Origin of the sequence: Sinosporangium siamense (assembly GCF_016863435.1) — a bacterium.
Classification (GTDB): Bacteria; Actinomycetota; Actinomycetes; order Streptosporangiales; family Streptosporangiaceae; genus Sinosporangium; species Sinosporangium siamense.
In genome coordinates, this window is sequence record NZ_BOOW01000027.1 from 41,970 (window position 1) to 62,461 (window position 20,492).

General features: G+C 69.9%; 15 protein-coding genes. 11 read left to right on the forward strand and 4 right to left on the reverse strand.

The genetic code is table 11. The annotated features are described in order from the left end of the window. Positions 1-88: 88 nt before the first annotated feature. Positions 89-943: a PAC2 family protein gene (locus tag Ssi02_RS19920; protein WP_204027555.1), complete on the reverse strand. Its 855-nt coding sequence runs from the start codon at positions 941-943 to the stop codon at positions 89-91. Between the two features lie 294 nt (positions 944-1,237). Between Ssi02_RS19920 and metH the strand changes: the two genes are divergently transcribed. From metH to Ssi02_RS19960, 8 genes are all read left to right on the forward strand, one after another. Next, positions 1,238-4,696, forward strand: a complete 3,459-nt coding sequence (gene metH / locus Ssi02_RS19925) for a methionine synthase (protein ID WP_204027557.1) — start codon at positions 1,238-1,240, stop codon at positions 4,694-4,696. Between the two features lie 124 nt (positions 4,697-4,820). Next, the gene (locus Ssi02_RS19930) at positions 4,821-5,462 is read left to right on the forward strand and encodes an HAD family hydrolase (protein WP_204027560.1); all 642 of its coding nucleotides are present in this window, start codon (positions 4,821-4,823) and stop codon (positions 5,460-5,462) included. A gap of 40 nt (positions 5,463-5,502) precedes the next feature. After that, positions 5,503-6,048 (forward strand): cellulose synthase, encoded by a 546-nt coding sequence (locus Ssi02_RS19935; RefSeq protein WP_307825721.1) that lies wholly within the window; start codon positions 5,503-5,505, stop codon positions 6,046-6,048. A 296-nt stretch (positions 6,049-6,344) separates the two neighbouring features. Beyond that, entirely contained in the window at positions 6,345-7,340 is a 996-nt protein-coding gene (locus Ssi02_RS19940) for an ABC transporter permease (RefSeq protein WP_204027562.1), read from the forward strand. Positions 7,341-7,397: 57 nt separating this feature from the next. Then, on the forward strand, positions 7,398-9,176 hold the full coding sequence (locus tag Ssi02_RS19945) for an ABC transporter substrate-binding protein (RefSeq protein ID WP_204027563.1): 1,779 nt from the start codon (positions 7,398-7,400) through the stop codon (positions 9,174-9,176). Positions 9,177-9,267: 91 nt separating this feature from the next. Then, positions 9,268-10,287, forward strand: a complete 1,020-nt coding sequence (locus Ssi02_RS19950; protein ID WP_204027564.1) for an ABC transporter permease — start codon at positions 9,268-9,270, stop codon at positions 10,285-10,287. Further along, a complete protein-coding gene (locus Ssi02_RS19955) occupies positions 10,284-11,330 on the forward strand; it encodes an ABC transporter ATP-binding protein (RefSeq protein ID WP_204027565.1) in 1,047 nt (348 codons plus the stop codon). Before Ssi02_RS19950 ends, Ssi02_RS19955 begins: the two co-directional genes overlap by 4 nt. Before the next feature lie 14 nt (positions 11,331-11,344). Beyond that, positions 11,345-12,358, forward strand: a complete 1,014-nt coding sequence (locus tag Ssi02_RS19960) for an ABC transporter ATP-binding protein (RefSeq protein WP_204027908.1) — start codon at positions 11,345-11,347, stop codon at positions 12,356-12,358. A 73-nt stretch (positions 12,359-12,431) separates the two neighbouring features. Here the strand turns inward: Ssi02_RS19960 and Ssi02_RS19965 are convergent, their stop codons facing one another. Next, positions 12,432-13,115 carry a response regulator gene (locus tag Ssi02_RS19965; protein ID WP_204027566.1) on the reverse strand — a complete coding sequence of 228 codons (684 nt, stop codon included), beginning with the start codon at positions 13,113-13,115 and terminating at the stop codon, positions 12,432-12,434. Positions 13,116-13,275: 160 nt separating this feature from the next. Here Ssi02_RS19965 and Ssi02_RS19970 point away from each other — a divergent pair, with 160 nt between their 5' ends. After that, complete coding sequence (locus Ssi02_RS19970; protein ID WP_204027567.1) at positions 13,276-14,514, forward strand: RNA-guided endonuclease InsQ/TnpB family protein; 1,239 nt, start codon at positions 13,276-13,278, stop codon at positions 14,512-14,514. On the opposite strand, the gene Ssi02_RS39360 is transcribed toward Ssi02_RS19970, so the two are convergent. Both Ssi02_RS39360 and Ssi02_RS19980 read right to left on the reverse strand, forming a co-directional pair. Beyond that, positions 14,498-15,721, reverse strand: a complete 1,224-nt coding sequence (locus tag Ssi02_RS39360) for a sensor histidine kinase (protein WP_204027568.1) — start codon at positions 15,719-15,721, stop codon at positions 14,498-14,500. The genes Ssi02_RS19970 and Ssi02_RS39360 overlap by 17 nt on opposite strands. A gap of 623 nt (positions 15,722-16,344) precedes the next feature. Further along, the gene (locus Ssi02_RS19980) at positions 16,345-17,205 is read right to left on the reverse strand and encodes a RecB family exonuclease (protein WP_239129218.1); all 861 of its coding nucleotides are present in this window, start codon (positions 17,203-17,205) and stop codon (positions 16,345-16,347) included. A gap of 416 nt (positions 17,206-17,621) precedes the next feature. On the opposite strand from Ssi02_RS19980, the gene Ssi02_RS19985 reads away from it, so the two are divergent. Both Ssi02_RS19985 and Ssi02_RS19990 read left to right on the forward strand, forming a co-directional pair. Next, the gene (locus tag Ssi02_RS19985; protein ID WP_204027909.1) at positions 17,622-18,716 is read left to right on the forward strand and encodes a site-2 protease family protein; all 1,095 of its coding nucleotides are present in this window, start codon (positions 17,622-17,624) and stop codon (positions 18,714-18,716) included. 226 nt (positions 18,717-18,942) lie between these two features. Next, complete coding sequence (locus Ssi02_RS19990) at positions 18,943-20,436, forward strand: FHA domain-containing protein (RefSeq protein ID WP_204027572.1); 1,494 nt, start codon at positions 18,943-18,945, stop codon at positions 20,434-20,436. Positions 20,437-20,492 lie beyond the last annotated feature (56 nt).

Genomic DNA, 20,492 nt, shown 5'->3' on the forward strand with positions numbered 1-20,492 from the left:
CAAAAGGCTGTACACCAGCTTGAGGAGCCGACGTGTCGCCGGATGCCGCTCCGTCCAAATCCGGCCGGAGAGGCGATCCAGGAGCCTCTTAGCTGTCGGTGTCGTGGTCTCTGCGGCGCAGATAACGCTCGAATTCCGCCGCGATGGCGTCGCCGCTCGCCTCGGGCAGCTCGGCGGCGTCCTTGCGCTCCTCGAGCTCCCGCACGTATTCGGCGACCTCGCTGTCCTGCGAGGCCAGCTCGTCGACGCCGTGCTCCCACGCCCGCGCCTCCTCGGGCAGCTCGCCCAGCGGCATCGGGATGTCGAGGAGGTCCTCGACCCGGCGGAGCAGCGCCAGCGTGGCCTTGGGGTTGGGCGGCTGGGCGACGTAGTGCGGCACCGACGCCCACAGCGAGACCGACCGCATCCCCGAGGAGCCGAACGCCTGCTGCAGCACGCCCACGATGCCCGTGGGCCCCTCGTAGCGCGTCAGCTCCAGGTTGATCGCACGTGCCATGCCGGGGTCGCTCACCGCGCCCACGATCGGCACCGGACGGGTGTGGGGCGAGTCGTTGAGCAGCGCCCCGAGCAGCACCGCCGTCTCCACGCCGAGCTCACGGCAGATCTCCACGATCTCCTCGCAGAAGGTGCGCCAGCGCATGTTGGGCTCGATGCCGCGCAGGAGCACGACGTCACGCTCCAGGCCGGGCGGTCTGGCGTAGGAGAGTCTGGTGGTGGGCCAGGTGATGGACCTGGTCAGCCCGTCGCCGAGCTCGACGATCGGCCGGGTCACCTGGAAGTCGTAGTAATCCTCGGGATCGAGGGAGATCAGAGGCGTCGCCTTCCAGGCCGTCTCCAGGTGCGTGAGCACGCCACTAGAGGCCTCACCTGCGTCGTTCCACCCTTCGAACGCCGCGATGAGCACCGGATCGACGAGCTCGGGGAGCCCTTCGAGCTCGATCACGCGCCGTCTCCTCTCGCTGTTTGGGCTAAGCCTATGTGTTGCGACCCCCCTCGCGTTAAACGAGCGGCGAGCCGACTCGAAGAGAGCTTTAGCGAGCGTAGCGAGCCTTGGCGGGCCGAGGGGAGAGGGAACGCGACCATAAGCGCGGAGTGGCGAGCCGGGCTCGGAAAAAGCTCGCGCGGGCGGGGCGCGGGATACCCGGAGAAGCCGCTGCTCGGAGCGGCCGCACGGCCGGAGGAAGAGCCCGGCCCGGCGTTCCCGGGGAAGGGAATTCGGCCTGGATAGGCTGGCCGCATGACTCTCACGTCGTCGTTCAGAGAGGCTTTGTCACGTCGCGTTCTGGTCGCGGACGGGGCCATGGGGACGATGTTGCAGGCTCATGACCTCTCGCTCGAGGATTTCGACGGCCACGACGGCTGTAACGAGGTCCTCAACGTCACCCGCCCGGATATCGTCCGCGCGGTGCACGACGCCTATTTCGCGGCGGGTGTCGACTGCGTCGAGACGAACACCTTCGGCGCCAACCTTGGGAATCTAGGCGAATATCGCATTAGCTCCCGCATTTACGAATTGTCCCAAGCAGGTGCCCGGCTGGCCAGAGAAAGGGCCGACCACTGGTCCGCCCCCGGACACCCGAGGTTCGTGCTGGGATCGATGGGCCCTGGCACGAAGCTCCCGACTCTCGGGCACGTGCCGTACCGGCGGCTCCGCGACGCGAGCGAGGAGAACGCCAGGGGCCTGATCGACGGCGGCGCCGACGCGCTGATCGTCGAAACCTGCCAGGACCTGCTCCAGGTGAAGGCCGCGGTCGTGGGAGCGCTCCGCGCGGTGGCCGGGGCCGGGCGCGACATCCCCGTGATCGCGCAGGTGACCATCGAGACCAACGGGGCGATGCTCCTCGGATCGGAGATCGGCGCCGCGCTGACCGCGATCGAGCCGCTCGGAGCCGACATGATCGGCCTCAACTGCGCCACCGGCCCGGCGGAGATGAGCGAGCACCTGCGCTACCTCGCCCGGCACTCCCGCCTGCCGCTGTCCTGCATGCCCAACGCGGGGCTGCCCGAGCTGACGTCCGCAGGGGCGCACTACCCGCTCTCGCCGGACGAGCTCGCCGGCGCGCACGAGGGGTTCGTGCGCGACTACGGCCTGAGCCTGGTGGGCGGATGCTGTGGCACGACACCCGAGCACATGCGCCGGGTGGTGGAGCGGGTGCGCGGCCGCGAGCCGGCGGCGCGGCGGCCGCGGCCCGAGCCGGGGGCCTCCTCGCTCTACCAGGCGGTCGCCTTCCGGCAGGACACCTCCTACCTCGCCATCGGCGAGCGGAACAACGCCAACGGCTCCAAGGCGTTCCGGGAGGCGATGCTCGCCGGGCACTGGGACGAGTGCGTTGAGATCGCGCGGGCGCAGGCCAGGGACGGGGCGCACATGCTCGACCTTTGCGTCGACTACGTGGGGCGGGACGGCGTGGCCGACATGAAGGAGCTGGCCTTCCGCCTGGCGACCGCCTCGACCCTGCCGATCGTGCTCGACTCGACCGAGCCCGAGGTGCTGCGGGCGGGGCTGGAGATGCTCGGCGGGCGCGCGGTCGTCAACTCGGTCAACTACGAGGACGGCGACGGCCCGGACTCGCGCTTCACCCGGATCATGCGCCTGGTGAAGGAGCACGGCGCGGCCGTGGTCGCGATGTGCATCGACGAGGAGGGGCAGGCCCGCACCGCCGGGTGGAAGGTGCGCGTGGCGTCGCGGACCATCGGCGACCTGGCCGGCCGGTGGGGGATGGCGGTGGAGGACATCGTCGTCGACTGCCTCACCTTTCCCATCGCCACCGGCCAGGAGGAGACCCGCCGCGACGGGGCCGAGACGATCGAGGCCGTCCGCGAGCTCAAGCGGCTCTACCCGTCCGTGCAGACGACCCTCGGGGTGTCCAACATCTCCTTCGGCCTCAATCCGGCCGCCCGCGTCGTGCTCAACTCCGTCTTCCTCAACGAGTGCGTCAACGCGGGGCTCGACTCGGCGATCGTGCACGCCTCCAAGATCCTCCCGACGGCCCGCATCCCCGAGGAGCAGCGCGAGGTCGCGCTCGACCTGGTCTACGACCGCAGGCGCCCGGGCTACGACCCGCTGCAGCGGTTCATGGAGCTGTTCGAGGGCGTCGACCTGGGCGCGGTGCGCGCGGACCGGGCGGCCGAGCTGGCCGCGCTGCCGCTGTGGGAGCGGCTCAAGCGGCGCGTCGTGGACGGCGAGCGCAAGGGGCTTGCGGCCGATCTCGACGAGGCCCTGGCGCGGCGGCCCGCCCTGGAGATCGTCAACGACGTGCTGCTCGACGGCATGAGGACGGTGGGCGACCTGTTCGGCTCGGGCGAGATGCAGCTGCCCTTCGTGCTCCAGTCGGCCGAGGTCATGAAGACCGCCGTGGCCTACCTCGAACCCCACATGGAGAAGGTGGAGGACGGCGGCAAGGGCCGCATCGTGCTCGCCACCGTCAAGGGCGACGTGCACGACATCGGCAAGAACCTCGTGGACATCATCCTGTCCAACAACGGCTACGAGGTGATCAACCTCGGCATCAAGCAGCCGGTGTCGTCGATCCTCGCCGCCGCAGAGGAGATGCGGGCCGACGTGATCGGCATGTCGGGCCTGCTGGTCAAGTCCACCGTGATCATGCGGGAGAACCTCGAGGAGATGAACGCCCGCGGTCTCGCCCGCCGATACCCCGTCCTGCTCGGCGGGGCCGCGCTGACCCGGGCCTACGTGGAGCAGGATCTCGCCGCGCTGTTCCAGGGCGAGGTGCGCTACGCCCGCGACGCCTTCGAGGGGCTGCGGCTGATGGACGCCTTCATGGCGGTCAAACGCGGCGGCGCCGCCCCGCCCCCGCTGCGCGAGCGGCGTGTCCGGACCGGGGCGACGCTGCGGCGCACCCCGGTGGAGGAGCTCCCGGCCCGGTCGGACGTGGCGGCCGACAACCCGGTGCCCGCCGCCCCCTTCCACGGCGACCGTGTCGTCAGGGGCGTTCCGCTGGCCGGCTATGCGGCCTGCCTGGACGAGCGGGCGACGTTCATGGGCCAGTGGGGGCTGAAGGCGGCCCGAGGGGGCGGCGGGCCGTCCTACGAGGAGCTGGTGGAGACCGAGGGGCGGCCCCGGTTGCGCATGTGGCTGGAGCGCATGCAGACCGAGGGGCTGCTGGAGGCCGCCGTGGTCTACGGCTACTACCCCTGCGTGAGCGAGGGCGACTCGCTCGTCGTCCTCGGCGAGGAGGGCGGCGAGCGCACCCGCTTCACGTTTCCCCGGCAGCGCCGCGACCGGCATCTGTGCCTGTCGGACTTCTTCAGGTCCCGGGCGTCGGGCCAGACCGACGTGGTGGCCTTCCAGATCGTCACCGTGGGCGGCCGGGTCGGCGAGGCCGCCGCGGAGCTGTTCGCCGCGCACGCCTACCGCGACTACCTGGAGCTGCACGGCCTTTCCGTGCAGCTCACCGAGGCGCTGGCGGAATACTGGCACGCCCGGGTGCGCGCGGAGCTCGGGATCGGCGGTCACGAGTCCCTGACGGCCATGCTCAAGGTCGGCTTCCAGGGGTGCCGCTACTCGTTCGGCTATCCGGCCTGTCCCAATCTGGAGGACCAGCGGCAGCTCGTGGAGCTGCTCGACCCGGCCCGCATCGGCGTGACCCTGTCGGAGGAGTTCCAGCTCCACCCCGAGCAGGCCACCTCGGCCCTCGTGGTCCATCACCCCGAGGCGAAATACTTCAACGTCTAGCAATGTCTAAGCATGTAGACGGTTAATCAGCCGCTCCGCGCCCGGTCCGCACCGGGCGCGGCGTGGTCTTAGCAGACATGGACCCGGGCAGAACAAATGGTCTCGGGCAAATGAAGGGGTGCACGTGGAAGCTGTCTTCTTCGACATGGACGGCCTGCTGGCGGACACGGAGAAGGTGTGGCTGCTGGTGGAGACCGAGGTCATGGAGCGGCTCGGCGGAGAGTGGAGCCACGAGCACCAGCGCAATCTCGTCGGCGGCTCGATGGAGCGCACGGTCGACTACATGATCAAGCACTCGCGCGTCCCGGTGTCCCCGCAGGTCCTGCGGCAGTGGCTCACCGAGGGCATGACCCGCCGGCTGAGCGAGGGCGTCGAGGCCATGCCGGGCGCGCTGGAGCTGCTCGGCGAGGTCGTCGCGGCCGGTGTGCCGGCGGCGCTCGTGACGTCGTCGGTGCCCGAGATCGCCGGCCTCGTGCTCGACCACATCGGGCGCGCGCACTTCTCGGCCATCGTGACCGCCGGGGATGTGACCCGCACCAAACCCCACCCCGAGCCCTACCTGACGGCGGCCCGCCTGCTGGGGGTGGATCCGGCCCGCTGCGTGGTGCTGGAGGACTCCCCGAACGGCGTGGCCGCGGCGACCGCCGCGGGCTGCGCGGTCGTGGCGGTGCCGAGCCTGCTGCCCATCGAGCCGGCTCCCGGCCGCGCCGTGGTGTCCTCACTCCTCGATGTGGATCTTCCGTACCTCCGGTCCCTCATCCCCTAGGGGTTGATCCCCTCCCTCCGGAGGAGGGGAGAACGCCCGGGTGCGTGCCAGGATGGAGGTGCACGGACGAGACGAGGGGCGGCAGATTATGGACTTCAACGACATCGCTTGGCTCCCGCTTTGCGGAGGGCTCACCGCCGTGGGGTTGGTCCTCAGCTTCCTGGCGATGCGGCGCAAGGGCCTGGCGGCCGGACTACGGGGCCTGGCATGGTCGCTGCTGCCGCTCGCGGCCTATCTGATCGGCGCCCTGCAGACCCTCTGGAGCATCGGCACCTCCATCGCCGGCTTCCTCGCGGGGCTCGTCTTCTCGCCCACGGTGTGGGTCGGCGTGGCGCTGACGGGTCTCGCCGTCGTCCTCTACGTCGCCTCCGGCTATATGTACGGCAGAGGCGCACGCTCGGCCGGGACCTCCGCGGCCAAGGGCGGCGGCGGGTCCGCCCCCGCCGCGCCGTCCGCGCAGGCCGGGCCGGCCGCCCCTCAGGCGCCCGCCGCGCCGCGCCGCCCGCAGGTCGCCAAGTCGAAGCCGAAGGCCGACGACGACTTTTCTGACATCGAAGAGCTGCTCAAGCGTCGAGGCATCAGTTAGGAGGGCGGGGCTCCCGGAGGGGAAGACCGGGGGCCCGCGCCGCCCTGAGTTTTGCGTGTTGTTTCAATTCCGAGACGTAACTAAAACACCGCTCTGACAATCACCTCAAGATCAACACGAATCCGTTTCGGCCGAATCACGGTTGAGCCACAGCCCGTGTTGAGGTACTGGTCAGCGCAGCTCAGCGCATAGATTCTGCCTCCAGGGGTCCACACGTGGACCTCTGCCGACATGTCATCTTGCTTGGTGTCATGTCGGCCGGACAAGAACCGTCTGGCAGCAGGGGGCCGAATCTCATGACCGCACCGCTCGACGTCTCGGGCCCTCATCTCCCCGGAGATGAGGGCGCCGGCCCCTCGGCGGGCGCAGGCGTGGCGATCCAGGGAAGGTCTCTCAGTCAAATCGCGTGGGCCCGCCTGAAGCGGGACCGCGTGGCCATGGCGGGGCTCGCGATCGTGGTCTTCCTGATCCTCGTCGCGGTCTTCGCGCCGCTCATCGTGAACCTCTTCGGCCACCCGCCGCTCCAGCACTACCGCAACATGGTCGACCCGACCACCCAGGTGCCGAAGGGCGCCTTCGGCGGCATCAGTACGGACTTCCTCTTCGGCGTCGAGCCGCAGAACGGCCGCGACATCTTCAGCCGGGTCGTCTACGGCGCGCGGATCTCCCTGCTGATCGCCTTCCTGGCCACGCTGCTGTCGGTGGTGATCGGCACCGTCCTCGGCGTCGTCGCGGGCTTCGCGGGCGGCTGGGTGGACACCATCATCAGCCGGGCTATGGACGTCTTCCTCGCCTTCCCGATCCTGGTCTTCGCCATCGCGCTCGCCGGGGTCGTGCCGGACGAGGCCCTCGGATTGTCCGGCGACACCCTCCGCGTGTCCCTGCTGGTCTTCATCATCGGCTTCTTCAACTGGCCCTACATCGCGAGGATCATCCGAGGCCAGACGCTCTCACTGCGCGAGCGCGAGTTCGTGGACGCCGCACGCAGCCTGGGCGCACGCCGGCCGTACATCATCTTCCGCGAGCTGCTGCCGAACCTCATGGCGCCGATCCTCATCTACGCCACGCTGCTCATCCCGACCAACATCCTGTTCGAGGCCGCGCTGTCGTTCCTCGGCGTCGGGGTGCGGCCGCCGACGCCGACCTGGGGAGGCATGCTCGCGGACGCGGTGCGCTACTACACCGTGCCGCACTTCGCGATCTTCCCCGGACTGGCGATCTTCCTCACGGTTCTGGCGTTCAACCTCTTCGGAGACGGCCTGCGCGACGCTCTCGACCCACGTGCTCGATGACTTTCCGCCGTCCCACATGTTCCTCGATTTCCTAACGATCAAGGGGTGTACCACGAAATGAAGAGAAAACCCACATTGGCGGCCGTCGCTCTCGGCGCCGTCATCACGCTCGGCCTGTCGGCCTGCGGAGGTGGCGGAGGGGGCGGAACCACGTCCGGCGGGGGCGACAACCAGGGCGCCGCGGCCAAGGGCGAGTTCAACGCGGCCCTCACCAAGGTGTTCAACCCGTCCACCAAGAAGGGCGGAACCCTCAAGTTCGCCAACCCCGGCGAGTGGGACTCCCTTGACCCGGCCGACACGTACTACGCGTACACCTGGAACTTCATCCGCTTGTACGGCCGAGCCCTCGTGATGTTCAAGTCCGCTCCCGGCCCCGACGGCAACACGGTCGTGCCGGACCTCGCCGAGAGCCTCGGCAAGCCGAGCAAGGACTTCAAGACCTGGACCTACACCCTGCGTAAGGGCCTGAAGTACGAGGACGGCTCGCCGATCACGGCCAAGGACGTGAAATACGCCGTGAGCCGGACGGTCGACCGGGAGACCTTCCCCAACGGCCCGACCTACATGGGCGACATGCTCAACTGGCCGAAGGACTACAAGGGCCCCTACAAGTCCAAGGGCGCCAACATCGACTCGGCCATCGAGACCCCCGACGACCACACGATCGTCTTCAAGCTGAAGCAGCCCTACTCCGGCTTCGACTACCTGGCCCAGATGCCCGGCACCATGCCGGTGCCCGAGGGCAAGGACACCGGGACGAAGTACCAGGAGCACGTGATCTCCTCGGGCCCCTACATGTTCGAGAAGAACGAGATCGGCAAGGGCTTCAGCATGGTCCGGAACCCCAACTGGGACGCCGCGACCGACCCGAACCGTCCCGCGCTGCCCGACCGCATCGAGGTGCAGCTCAAGGTCAACGCCGACGACATGGACAACCGCCTGCTCTCGGGCGACATCCACGTCGACGTCACGGGCAACGGCGTGAGCTCCGCCGCGCAGGGCCGCGTGCTCTCGGACCCGAACCTGAAGGCCGGCACCGACAACGCCGTCATGCAGCGCCTCTGGTACACCTCGGTCAGCCCGACGGTGAAGCCGCTCGACAACATCGACTGCCGCAAGGCCGTGCTCTACGCCACCGACCGGGCCGGCTACCAGTCCGCCTACGGCGGCGAGTTCACCGGCGGCGAGATCGCCACGGGCCTGCTGCCGCCGACCGTTCCCGGCTTCGAGCGGTTCGACCTCTACCCGGCGGGTCCCGACAACACCGGCGACCTGAACAAGGCCAAGGAGCACCTGACCAAGTGCGGCCAGCCGAACGGCTTTGAGACCAACATCGCCTACCGCGCCGAGCGCCCGAAGGAGAAGCAGACCGCCGAGGCCCTGCAGCAGGCTCTCGGCCGGGTCGGCATCAAGCTGACGCTCAAGCCGTATCCGCAGGGCGACTACTTCTCGCTCTACGCCGGCAAGCCGTCCTACGTCGTCGAGAACAAGCTGGGCCTGTCCGTCAACGGCTGGGGCTCGGACTACCCCGACGGCTACGGCTTCCTGCAGCAGATCGTGGACAGCCGCGTCATCCGTCCGGGCGGCGGCTCCTCCAACGTCAGCGTCCGCATCCCCGACGTGGACAAGATGATCGACCAGTCGCTCACCGAGCCCGACGCCGAGAAGCTCAAGCCTCTCTGGGCTCAGATCGACAAGCGCGTCATGGAGGAGGCCGTGATCCTTCCCGGCGTGTGGGCCAAGGCCCTCCTCATCCGCGGCAAGGGACTGACGAACGTCTACGTCAGCGACAGCCAGCAGATGTACGACTACGTCGGACTCGGCGTCCAGCAATAGCAGGCGACGGCCGTCAACGAATAGTTAGGCAGGTGAAGGCGTAGGTGACCGCCGGGGAGAGGATCCCCGGCGGTCACCGGGGCCGGGCACTGTGGTCACATACATCATCAGGCGCCTGATCGCGGCGATCCTCATGCTCCTCATCGTGAGCATGGTCACTTTCGCGATCTTCTTTCTGGTGCCGCGGCTCGCGGGGGCGACGCCCGAAGGCATGGCCAGCCGATACGTCGGCAGAACGGCCAGCGAGGAGACCGCCAAGCTGGCGGCCGAACGCCTAGGGTTCAACGATCCGGTGATCGTGCAATACGGCAACTACGTCAAGGGCATCGTCTTCGGCGCCGAGTACGACTACGGCCCGGGTGTGGAGACCTGCCCGGCCCCCTGCCTCGGATATTCGTTCATCACGCGCCAGCCGGTCTGGCCGGACTTGCTGGACCGGATGCCGGTGACGTTCTCGCTCGCGGTGGGCGCGGCCGTCATCTGGGTGCTGGTGGGTGTCGGCATCGGCGTGGTGTCGGCGCTCAAGCGCGGCAGCCTGTTCGACCGGGCCGCGATGACCGTCGCCCTGGCGGGTGTGTCGCTGCCGATCTTCTTCACCGGTCTGATCTCGCTGGTGGCGCTGAGTTACGGCAATCCGTTCTCGATATTTGCCCAAGGCGGGCATTACACACCCATCACTGAAAATCCCATCATGTGGGCCTATAACTTGATCCTTCCGTGGGTCACGCTGGCCTTCCTCTTCGCCGCCGGATATGCCCGGCTCACCCGTGCGGGCATGCTCGACACGATGAACGAGGACTACATACGTACGGCGAGAGCCAAGGGTCTGGCCGAGCGCGTCGTGGTCACCAAACACGGCCTGCGCGGCGCCCTCACCCCGATCATCACGATCTTCGGCCTGGATTTCGGGCTTTTGATTGGCGGTGCCGTACTTACGGAGAGCACGTACTCTTTGCAGGGTTTGGGTAAGTATGCGGTCGACGCCATCACCAACAACGACTTGCCCAAGGTGATGGGCGTCACGCTGCTCACCGCGGTGTTCGTCATCGTGGCCAACCTGATCGTGGACCTCCTCTACGCGGTGGTCGATCCGAGAGTGAGGCTGTCGTGACCGTGTCTCCGGCGACGGACGCGTTCCTCGAACTGCGTGACCTGCGCATCCACTTCCCGACCGACGACGGCCTCGTCAAGTCCGTGGACGGGCTCTCCTACCGCCTCGACCGGGGCAAGACCCTCGGCATCGTGGGCGAGTCGGGCTCGGGCAAGAGCGTCACCAGCCTCGGCGTGCTCGGCCTGCACAACCGGCGCAACGCCCAGGTCTCCGGCGAGATCTGGCTCGACGGCCTGGAACTCGTCTCCGCGCCCGAGGACGTCGTGCGGGGCCTGCGCGGCAAGAAGATGGCGATGATCTTCCAGGACCCGCTGTCGGCCATGCACCCGTACTACACCATCGGCAACCAGATCATCGAGGCCTACCGGATCCACAACAAGGTCAGCAAGTCCGTCGCCCGCAAGCACGCGATCGACATGCTGGGCCGCGTCGGCATCCCGCAGCCCGACCGGCGGGTCGACGACTACCCGCACGAGTTCTCCGGCGGCATGCGGCAGCGCGCCATGATCGCGATGGCCCTGTCCTGCGACCCCGAACTGCTGATCGCCGACGAACCCACCACCGCCCTCGACGTCACCGTCCAGGCGCAGATCCTCGACCTCATGCGCGACCTGCAGCGGGAGTTCGACTCCGCGCTGATCATCATCACCCACGACCTCGGCGTGGTCGCCGAGCTGTCGGACGACATCCTCGTGATGTACGGCGGGAAGTGCATCGAATACGGCTCCACCGACGACATCTTCTACAACCCCGAGCACCCCTACACCTGGGGCCTGCTCGGCTCGATGCCCCGGCTGGACCGTGAGCCGACCGACCGCCTGCAGCCCATCAAAGGCACACCGCCCTCCCTGATCAACGTGCCGCCGGGCTGCGCCTTCAGCCCCCGCTGCCCCTACGGCTCACGCACCGGCGGCCTCTCCACGGGTGAGGTGCCCGAGCTGACCGAGTCACGCGGCGGCCACAAGGTCCGCTGCCACATGCCACCCGCGGAACGGCGTTCCATCTGGGAGAGCGACGTCAAGCCGATGCTGGAGACAACGTGAGCGAGCACCCGGACATGCTCCTGTCCGTCAAGGACCTGAGCAAGCACTTTCCGATCACCACGGGCCTGCTCAAACGCCAGGTGGGCGCGGTCAAGGCGGTCGACGGGGTCTCCTTCGACGTCGTCAAGGGCGAGACGCTCGGCGTGGTCGGCGAGTCCGGCTGCGGCAAGACGACCACGGGCCGCCTCATCACCCGCCTGATCGAGCCCACCGCCGGCAAGGTCGTGTTCGAGGGCGAGGACATCACCCACATGTCGCAGTCGCGGCTCCGCCCGCTCCGCCGCGACATGCAGATGATCTTCCAGGACCCGTACTCGTCGCTCAACCCGCGCCACACCGTCGGCACCATCGTCGGTGCGCCGTTCCGCATCCAGGGCATCAAGACCGAACACGGCATCAAACGCGCCGTGCAGGACATCCTCTCGCTCGTCGGCCTCAACCCCGAGCACTACAACCGCTACCCGCACGAGTTCTCCGGCGGGCAGCGGCAGCGCATCGGCATCGCGCGGACCCTGGCCCTCAAACCCAAGCTGATCATCGCCGACGAGCCGGTCTCCGCGCTCGACGTGTCCATCCAGGCGCAGGTGGTCAACCTCCTTGAGGACCTGCAGAACGAACTCGGCCTCACCTACGTCGTGATCGCCCACGACCTGTCGGTGGTCCGCCACATCAGCGACCGGGTCGCGGTCATGTATCTCGGCAAGGTCGTCGAGATCGGCGGGCGCAAGAGCCTCTACAGCTCGCCGCTGCACCCCTACACCAACGCGCTGCTGTCGGCCGTGCCCATCCCCGATCCGGCGAACCGCACCGGACGAGAGCGCATCCGCCTCCAGGGCGACGTGCCGAGCCCGCTCAACCCGCCGCCCGCCTGCCGCTTCCACACCCGGTGCTGGAAGGCGCAGGAGGTCTGCAAGACGGTCGAGCCGGTCCTCACCGAACTCGCGAGCGGCCACCAGGTGGCCTGCCACTTCCCGGAGAACATGCCGGTGCTGGAGACGACGGCGCCCGCCGAGAACACCACCGCCTGACACAGCCACGAGGTACGGCACGAGCCCGCGCGGGCCCGTGCCGTACGTTTTGCGCCTGTGAGGGGCCCGCCTGCTAAGGAATGGCCCCGGGGGTGATCAGGCCCGTCTCGTAGGCCAGCACCACGGCCTGCACACGGTCGCGCAGCCCGAGCTTCGTCAGCACGTTGCCCACATGGGTCTTGACCGTGGTCTCGCTCACGACCAGCTTCGCGGCGATCTCGGCGTTGGACATGCCCCTGGCGATCAGCTTGAGCACCTCAAGCTCACGCTCCGTCAGCCGGTCGAGCCGCGCCGGCGTCGACTGCTGGTAGGCCGAAGGCAGCCGGGCCGAGAACCTGTCGAGCAGGCGGCGCGTCACACTCGGCGCCACGATCGCGTCGCCCGCCGCCACCACCCGGATCGCCTGCACCAGCTCGTCGGGCGGCACGTCCTTGAGCAGGAAGCCGCTGGCCCCCGCCCGCAGCGCCTCGACGATGTATTCGTCCAGGTCGAAGGTCGTCAGCACCAGCACACGCGGCACATGCGCCCCCGCCGAGGCCTCCTTGACGATGCGGCGCGTCGCCTCGATGCCGTCGACACCCGGCATGCGGATGTCCATGAGCACCACGTCGGGCAGCAGCGCACGCGACTGCTCCTGGGCGGCCTTGCCGTCGCCGGCCTCGCCCACCACCGTGATGTCCGTCTCGGCCTCCAGGATCAGACGGAACCCGGTGCGCAGCAGTGGCTGGTCGTCCACCAGCAGCACTCTGATAGTCATCAGGGGTCTCCTTCGTGGGTACCCCGGCCTTCAGGCCGGGGTGGAAACGAGGCTCCTGCGGAGCAGGGCAGAGAATGCCGAATCGCCGCCCGGGCGATCCGGCGTCCACCATCCACCGGCCGACACCGCCACTCACACGGAAACCGATAGTATGTGAGGCGTGACGCAGCAGGTCAAGCGGGCGTTCAAGTACCGCTTCTACCCGACCGACGAGCAGGCGGCCGAGCTGTCGCGCACGTTCGGCTGCGTCCGCCTCGTGTACAACAAGGCGCTGGAGGAGCGCACCCGGGCCTGGTACGCAGAGCAGCGCCGGATCTCCTACGTGCAGTCCTCCGCCGCCCTGACGGAGTGGAAGAAGACCGAGGAACTGGCCTTCCTGACGGAGGTGTCCTCCGTCCCGCTCCAGCAGGCACTGCGGCACCTTCAGACGGCGTTCGCAAACTTCTTCGCCAAACTGGCGAGATACCCCCGGTATAAGAGCCGGAAGAGGTCCCGGCCGGCGGCCGAGTACACGCGCAGCGCCTTCAAGTGGCGCGACGGACAGCTGACTCTGGCCAAGATGGCGGAGCCCCTGGACATCCGCTGGTCGCGTCCGCTGCCCGAGGGGGCGGAGCCGACCACGGCAACCGTGTCCCGCGACGCGGCGGGCCGCTGGTTCGTGTCCCTGCTGTGCGAGGACACCGTCGCCCCGGCCCCCGCCGCCACGGCGGCGGTCGGCCTGGACGCCGGACTCACCTCTCTCGTGACCCTGTCCACCGGGGAGAAGATCACCAACTCCTGGCACGAGCGTCGCGACCGCGCCCGCCTCGCGAAGGCGCAGCGGGAGCTGTCGCGGAAGGCGCAGGGCTCGGCGAACCGGGCCAAAGCCCGGGTGAAGGTCGCCCGCGTCCACGCGCGGATCGCCGACCGGCGCCGCGACTTCCTGCACAAGCTGTCGACTCGTCTCGTCCGTGAGAACCAAACGGTCGTGATCGAGGACCTCACCGTCCGCAACCTGCTGAGGAACGGCAGGCTCGCACGCGCCGTCTCCGACGCGGCCTGGACGGAGCTGCGCTCCATGCTGGAGTACAAGTGCGCCTGGTACGGGCGTGAACTCGTCGTGGTCGACCGCTGGTTCCCCAGCTCGAAGCTGTGCGGGGCCTGCGGCACGGTCGCTGCGGGGATGCCGCTGAACGTCCGGGAGTGGGCGTGCGGCTGCGGCGCCGTGCACGACCGCGACGTGAACGCGGCGCGCAACATCCTGGCCGCCGGGCTGGCGGTGTCCGCCTGTGGAGACGGTGTGAGACCTCAACGGGAGTCCTCCCGGACGGGGCGGTCGTCGGTGAAGCAGGAACCCCAGCGGGCGACCGCTGGAATCCCTCGCCTTCAGGCGGGGGAGGAAGTCAAGAACCGTCCTTGAGGGGGAACCGCGCCGTTACCTCAAATCCGCCCCCGGAGCGCGGGCCGATCCTCAGAATTCCACCATAGAGGGCCACCCGTTCGCGAATCCCCACCAGTCCGTGACCAGGGCGGCGGCCCTCCGACGCCTCGGGCGGGCCCGCGCCGTCGTCCTCGACCACGACGGCCAGCTCGCCGTCCCCATGGCGCACCGTCACCCAGGCCCGCGCACCCGGCCCCGCGTGCCTCAGGCTGTTCGTCAGCCCCTCCTGGACCAGCCTGTAGGCCGCGAGGTCCACCCCCGCCGGCACCTGCCCAGGCTCGCCCTCGATCCAGAGCTGCGCCCGCAACCCCGCCTCCCGCATCTGCTCGAACAACGCCGGCAGGTCACGCAGCCCCGGCTGCGGCCCCCGCTCGGCCGGGCCGTCCACCTCGTCCGTGCGCAGCACCCCGACCAGGTTGCGCATCTCCCGCATCGCCGTGCGGCCCGTCTCCTCGATGGCCGACAGGGCCTCCCGCGCCCCGTCCGGATTGCTCCCCAGCACCCGGCGGGCCGCCGCCGCCTGCACCGTCATCACGCTCACATGGTGGGCCACCACGTCGTGCAGCTCCCGCGCGATTCGCGAACGCTCCTCCGCCCTCGCCGCCCGCGTGTCCGACTCGCGGGCACGCTCAAGACGCTCGGCGCGATCACGCAACTCGGCGGTGTATGCCCGGCGCAGCCGTACCCCCCGGCCCGCCCCCCAGACGACGCCGAGCAGCAGCAGCGCCAGAACCCGCTCCGACCACGACGGCACCGGATCCGCCAGCCACCATCCCGCGGCCGTGCTCGACACCACCACCGCCAGCACCCACACGTTGACCGCGAGGCCCCGGTAGGCGGCGGCCGAGTAGAGCAGGATCATCGCGGCGACCGCCGTGCCGATCGACGCCTGCCCCGCCACGATCATCAGCAGACTGGACGCCTCCGACAACAACACCGCCACCACGGGCGCCCGCCTCCGCCACGCGATCGGCAGACACGTGAAGGCGATCAACACCAGCGCCCAGCCGGTGGGAGCCTTGAACCCCTCACCGACCCAGACCCCGCTCTCCCACAGCAGCCGGTGCTCGGCCGACAACAGGTTGAGCGTGATCGTCACAGCCGTCAGCAGCACTGCGAGCACAACATCGACGGCCGGCGGCCCGCCCGGCCACGGGCGGATCACGCCTCGGGGGCTGGTGCGCACGCGTTTCACTGTAGGCCCAGGTCAACCCCCCGACCTCCTCCCGAGGGAGGAGCCTCCCTCGGGAACAAGACCGAGAAGACCCCCACCCACACCCCCCTCCCCATCACTCCACACCCCTGCGACGCCCTCCCTGCCCGCCCCCCCAACCCCCCACAAAAGCCCTCCTTAGCGCGACCCCACCTTTCCCGGGCCCGCCCGCCAGTGCTGCCCGGCTCCGCCCGCGGGTACGGCCCGCCTGAAGGCGCAACCCGTGCTCTGCCCTGCTGAGGCCCCGCCGGCCCTTTCCGGTGGCCCCACTCCGCCCGGGGGCGCCTCTGCCGTGCCTGGGAGTGTGGCTCCCCGCCGGGGGTGCGGCCCGACCCCGCCGTGTGAGGACCTGCTGAGGCCCTGCTCGCCCCTGCTCCGGTGGGGTCGGCCGGGCCGGGCGGCGGTACGGCGGAGGCATCCGTGGCCGGTCCCGTGCGCGTCGGCGGGTGGCCGGGCGGGGTTACCCGTGGGTTCTCCGTGCCGCTGCGAGTGTGGTTGGCGGCCCTCTGGGAGCCGGGCGTGGGGACTTGGATGCTCCGTGCGGCCGCAGGGGCCGCGGTCTTTCTGGAACCGGGTGGGGGCTGCTCTTCCCGGATTTAGAGTTCGTCGGTGGCGGCGCGGCGTTTGGTCTTGGTGGAGCGGACGGTGTCGCCGGGGCGGCGTTCGGGGATGGGGGGTGGGGTGCCGCCGAACTCGGGGCACAGGGCCTGGTGGTCGCACCAGCCGCAGAGGCGGCTCGGGCGGGCTCGCCACTCGCCGGTCGCAAGGGCCCGCTCGATGGCCTGCCACAGGGCGGTGACCTTGCGCTCGGTGGCGTTGAGGTCGGCCTCGTCGGGGGAGTAGCGCAGGACCTCGCCGTTGCCGAGGTAGACGAGCTGGAGGAGGCGGGGGACCCGGCCGGACAGGCGCCAGAGCACCAGCGCGTAGAACTTCATCTGGAAGAGCGCCTTGGCCTCGAAGTCGGGGCCGGGGGCGCTGCCGGTCTTGTAGTCGACCACCCGAACGTCGCCGCTCGGGGCCACGTCGAGGCGGTCGATATAGCCGCGGAGCATGAGCCCCGACCCGAGGACCGCCTCGACGTAAAGCTCGCGCTCGGCGGGCTCCAGCCGCGTCGGGTCCTCCAAAGTGAAGTATCGGCCGATCATCGAGCGCGCCTCGGCCAGCCAGCCGGCCAGCTCGGCCTCGCCGGAGAACATCTCGGCGTAGTCGGGCTCCTCGGCGAGCAGCCGCTCCCACTGGGGCTCCAGCAGGGCCTGGGCCGCCTCGACGGTGCGGCCGCCCGCGGGCAGGTCGAACAGGCGCTCGAGGACCGCGTGGACCACCGTGCCACGCACGGCCGCGGGGGAGGGGCGCTCGGGAAGCCGGTCGACCACCCGGAACCTGTAGAGCAGCGGACAGGTCATGAAATCGCCTGCCCGGGACGGGGAGAGCGCCCCGACGATCTCTGGCTCGGTCATGGTCATGGTCGCACTGTAGGTCACGGGACCGACAGTTCGCGCCCCGGCAGGCCGCGCCGCGTGGCCTGATGCGCCTTGGTAGGTCGTGTCGGGTGCGTCAATGCGCCTCGGCGGCGTGTCGGGTGCCCTTTGCGCCTTGGCGGGTCGCGCAGGGTGGCCTGATGCGCCGCAGCGGGCCGCGTCGGGGGCCTTATGCGGTTCGGTAGGCGGTGTCGGATTCCTCCCTGGATGCCGCCACCCGCCTCCGCGGACCGTGCCGGGTGTCTCTACGCGTCTTCGCGGGTCGGGTTGGGGCACCGGATCGGCGGATTCCCGCCTCTATGCGCGTAGCATCGTGGACGAGGACCACGATTCCAGGAGCGGTGAAGAGACCAGTGAGCGCCCAGAGCCCCAGACAGGACACCCCAGGGCTGCGGATGGGCCGGCCTTTCGGGATCCCGGTTTATGTCTCCCCGACCTGGTTCATTGTCGCGGCGTTCATCACCATCACCTTCGCGCCGGCGTTCCAGAGTCGCCTGCCCGACATCAGCGCCGTCGCGAGCTACGGGGTGGCCTTCGCCTTCGCCGTGCTGCTCTACCTTTCGGTGCTGCTGCATGAGCTGGCGCACTGCGTGGTGGCCAAGATGTACGGCCTGCCCGTCCGGCGCATCACCCTCTACCTGCTAGGGGGCGTCTCGGAGATCGAGCGCGAGCCCGAGACGCCTGGCCGGGAGTTCATGGTGGCCTTCGCCGGGCCGGCGCTGTCGCTGGGCCTGGGCGGCATCGGGTTCGTCCTCGACGTCATGGTGGTGCCGCCCGGCGGCGTCTTGTCGGTGCTGACCTGGCAGCTCTGGGTGGCCAACCTGGTGGTCGGGGTGTTCAACCTGCTGCCGGGGCTGCCGCTCGACGGCGGGCGCATGTTGCGGGCGGGCGTGTGGAAGGCGACCCGCAACCCCGGCTCGGGCACCATCGCGGCGGCCTGGACCGGCCGCGGCCTGGCGATCGTCCTCGTGGCCGTGCCGTTCGTGCTGGGCCTCATGACCGGCCAGAGCCCCGGGTGGGAATACATCATCTGGTCGGTGCTGCTCGCGTCCTTCATCTGGTTCGGCGCCACCCAGTCACTGCGCGTGGCGCGGGTCCGGGCGCGCATCCCGCAGGTCAACGCCCGCGCTCTGGCGCGGCGGGCCATCGCGGTGACCGCCGAGACCCCGCTCGCCGAGGCGCTGCGCCGGGCGGCCGACGCGCAGGCGGGGGCGCTGGTGGTGGTCGACCACGAGGGACGGCCGGTCGCCATCGTCAACGAGGTGGCCGTCGAGTCGACGCCGGAGCAGCGCCGGCCGTGGGTCACGGTCGGTTCGCTGGCCCGCAGCCTGGAGCCGTCGCTGGTGCTCGCCGCCGACCTGTCGGGGGAGTCGCTGATCGACGCGATGCGCGACGCTCCCGCGGGTGAATACCTGCTTGTGGAGCGGGGCGGCGAGATCTTCGGCGTGCTCGCGACGTCCGACGTCAACAAGGTGTTCGCCGGCGTGTGATCCTGGGCCGGTCCATCCCTCCGTTCCCACTCGATTCAGGGGCGGACCGGGACTAAGGTTCTGGTGGAGTGATCAGGTCGGCTCCTCATAATGAAGAACACACATTGTGAGGACCGTCGGTCGGTTATGCCACGTTCGTGCCTGAAACTTGTTTTCTGTACCTTTTTGCTACGGCCCGGTGCGGGGCCGTCCGTTATAGAGGTCGTTTCCGGGGAGGGAGAGTTCTGTGACCGATCAGGGCTTTGGGGAGGTCTGCCCACTTCCCGGTAGCGGACTGGTCGCCCACGTGGGCGGGTTGCTGCTGGTTTGCGATGCCGACAGCGACACCACCGCCGACTTGATCGCGGCGCTGCGCGAGACGGTCGCCGCCGGCGACGACGGCCGCGCGCTCGCCCGCAGGGTCGCCCAATTGCTGGCCCGGGCCATGATGGGCGAACCCGTGGCCTGCGCGGTGGCCGGCCCGGCAGCCGGCGGTGTGGCCGTGCTGGTGAGCGGGGCCGCCTCGGCGGTGGTGGGCGGTGGCGACGGCGAGGTGCACCTGGCCGGCCGCGACGCCCTCACCTGGACCGACCGGCTCGTGCCCGGCCCGGCGAGCCGGGTCGAGCTGCTCCTGCCCGGCGCGGGTTCACCCCACCCCCTCGCCCGCCTGGACGCCGGCGTGGTCGTGGGCGGCGGCCTTCGCACCGGCGAGCTCGGCGCCGCCCCCACGAGAGTCGAGGCGCCCGCCGCCGCGAGGAACGACGCGCCGCAGGCCGCGCCCATGGCGCCCTACCCGATGGGTGAGGCCGCCCCCGACTACTACCAGGAGCCGGCGCGTCCCGAGCCCGCCGCCCGTCCCGAGCCGATCTGGCAGGAGTCCACCCAGCACCACCCGGCGCCGCCGCCGTTCGGCATGTCCCAGTCGGAAGTGCTTCCCGCGCGCCACGACTCCCAGCCGCCCTACCCGTCCCCGGCGGACTCGCTCCCGCCGCTGCCCGCCCCCTCCGGCCCCGACCTGGGCTCCCCCTCGGGCCCGATCCCGATAGGCGCACCGGTCGGCGCCGACGCCGAGGAGCATTGGGCGGACGGCGGCCAGGACGCCCACGGCGACGGCAGGTTCCCCGACTCGCAACCGTTCCCCGACTCACCGCCCTTCGGGGACCAGCCGCCGTTCGCGGACCAGCAGCCCTACGCCGAGTCCCAGATGGAGCCCGCCCCGGCCGCCGAGGGACCCGCCTCCGACGGCCCCATGCAGCCCGGCCCCGGCCCCCTGGTCTACGGGGTGGACTGCAAGAACGACCACTTCAACACGCCTCACGCGCCCTACTGCGCCGTCTGCAATGTGCCCCTCGTGCAGAGCACGCTCGTGCCGTACCAGGGGCCGCGCCCGCCGCTCGGCCTGCTGGTGCTCGACGACGGCACAAGCCTGCGCCTGGACTCCGACTACCTGCTCGGCCGCGACCCCGACCGCGCCCCCGAGGTCGCCGGCGGCACCGCCAAGCCGGCCAAGGTGACAAGCCCCGACGGCTCGGTCTCCCGCCGCCACCTCCGTGTCGCCCTGGACAACTGGGACGTCAACCTGGTCGACCTGGGGTCCGTGAACGGCACCCAGATCCAGCCTCCCGGCGACCCCAACTTCTACGACATCCCCCCCAACGAGGCCATCACCATCCTGCCCGGCACGATCGTCCGCATCGGCGTCTCAAGGACAATGCGCTACGACGGCCACCGCGACTGGTAGACCCCCGGACCATCGTCGGTCCGCCGACCGAGCGTGCCCCGCTCCTGCACCTGGCT

What these genes read in the sequence shown, in the direction of transcription:
- metH (WP_204027557.1), top strand. Translation starts at nt 1,238, where the DNA reads ATGACTCTCACGTCGTCGTTCAGAGAGGCTTTGTCACGTCGCGTTCTG.
- Ssi02_RS19940 (WP_204027562.1), top strand. Translation starts at nt 6,345, where the DNA reads ATGACCGCACCGCTCGACGTCTCGGGCCCTCATCTCCCCGGAGATGAG.
- Ssi02_RS19945 (WP_204027563.1), top strand. Translation starts at nt 7,398, where the DNA reads ATGAAGAGAAAACCCACATTGGCGGCCGTCGCTCTCGGCGCCGTCATC.
- Ssi02_RS19960 (WP_204027908.1), top strand. Translation starts at nt 11,345, where the DNA reads ATGCTCCTGTCCGTCAAGGACCTGAGCAAGCACTTTCCGATCACCACG.
- Ssi02_RS19965 (WP_204027566.1), bottom strand. Translation starts at nt 13,115, where the DNA reads ATGACTATCAGAGTGCTGCTGGTGGACGACCAGCCACTGCTGCGCACC.
- Ssi02_RS19980 (WP_239129218.1), bottom strand. Translation starts at nt 17,205, where the DNA reads ATGACCGAGCCAGAGATCGTCGGGGCGCTCTCCCCGTCCCGGGCAGGC.
- Ssi02_RS19985 (WP_204027909.1), top strand. Translation starts at nt 17,622, where the DNA reads ATGGGCCGGCCTTTCGGGATCCCGGTTTATGTCTCCCCGACCTGGTTC.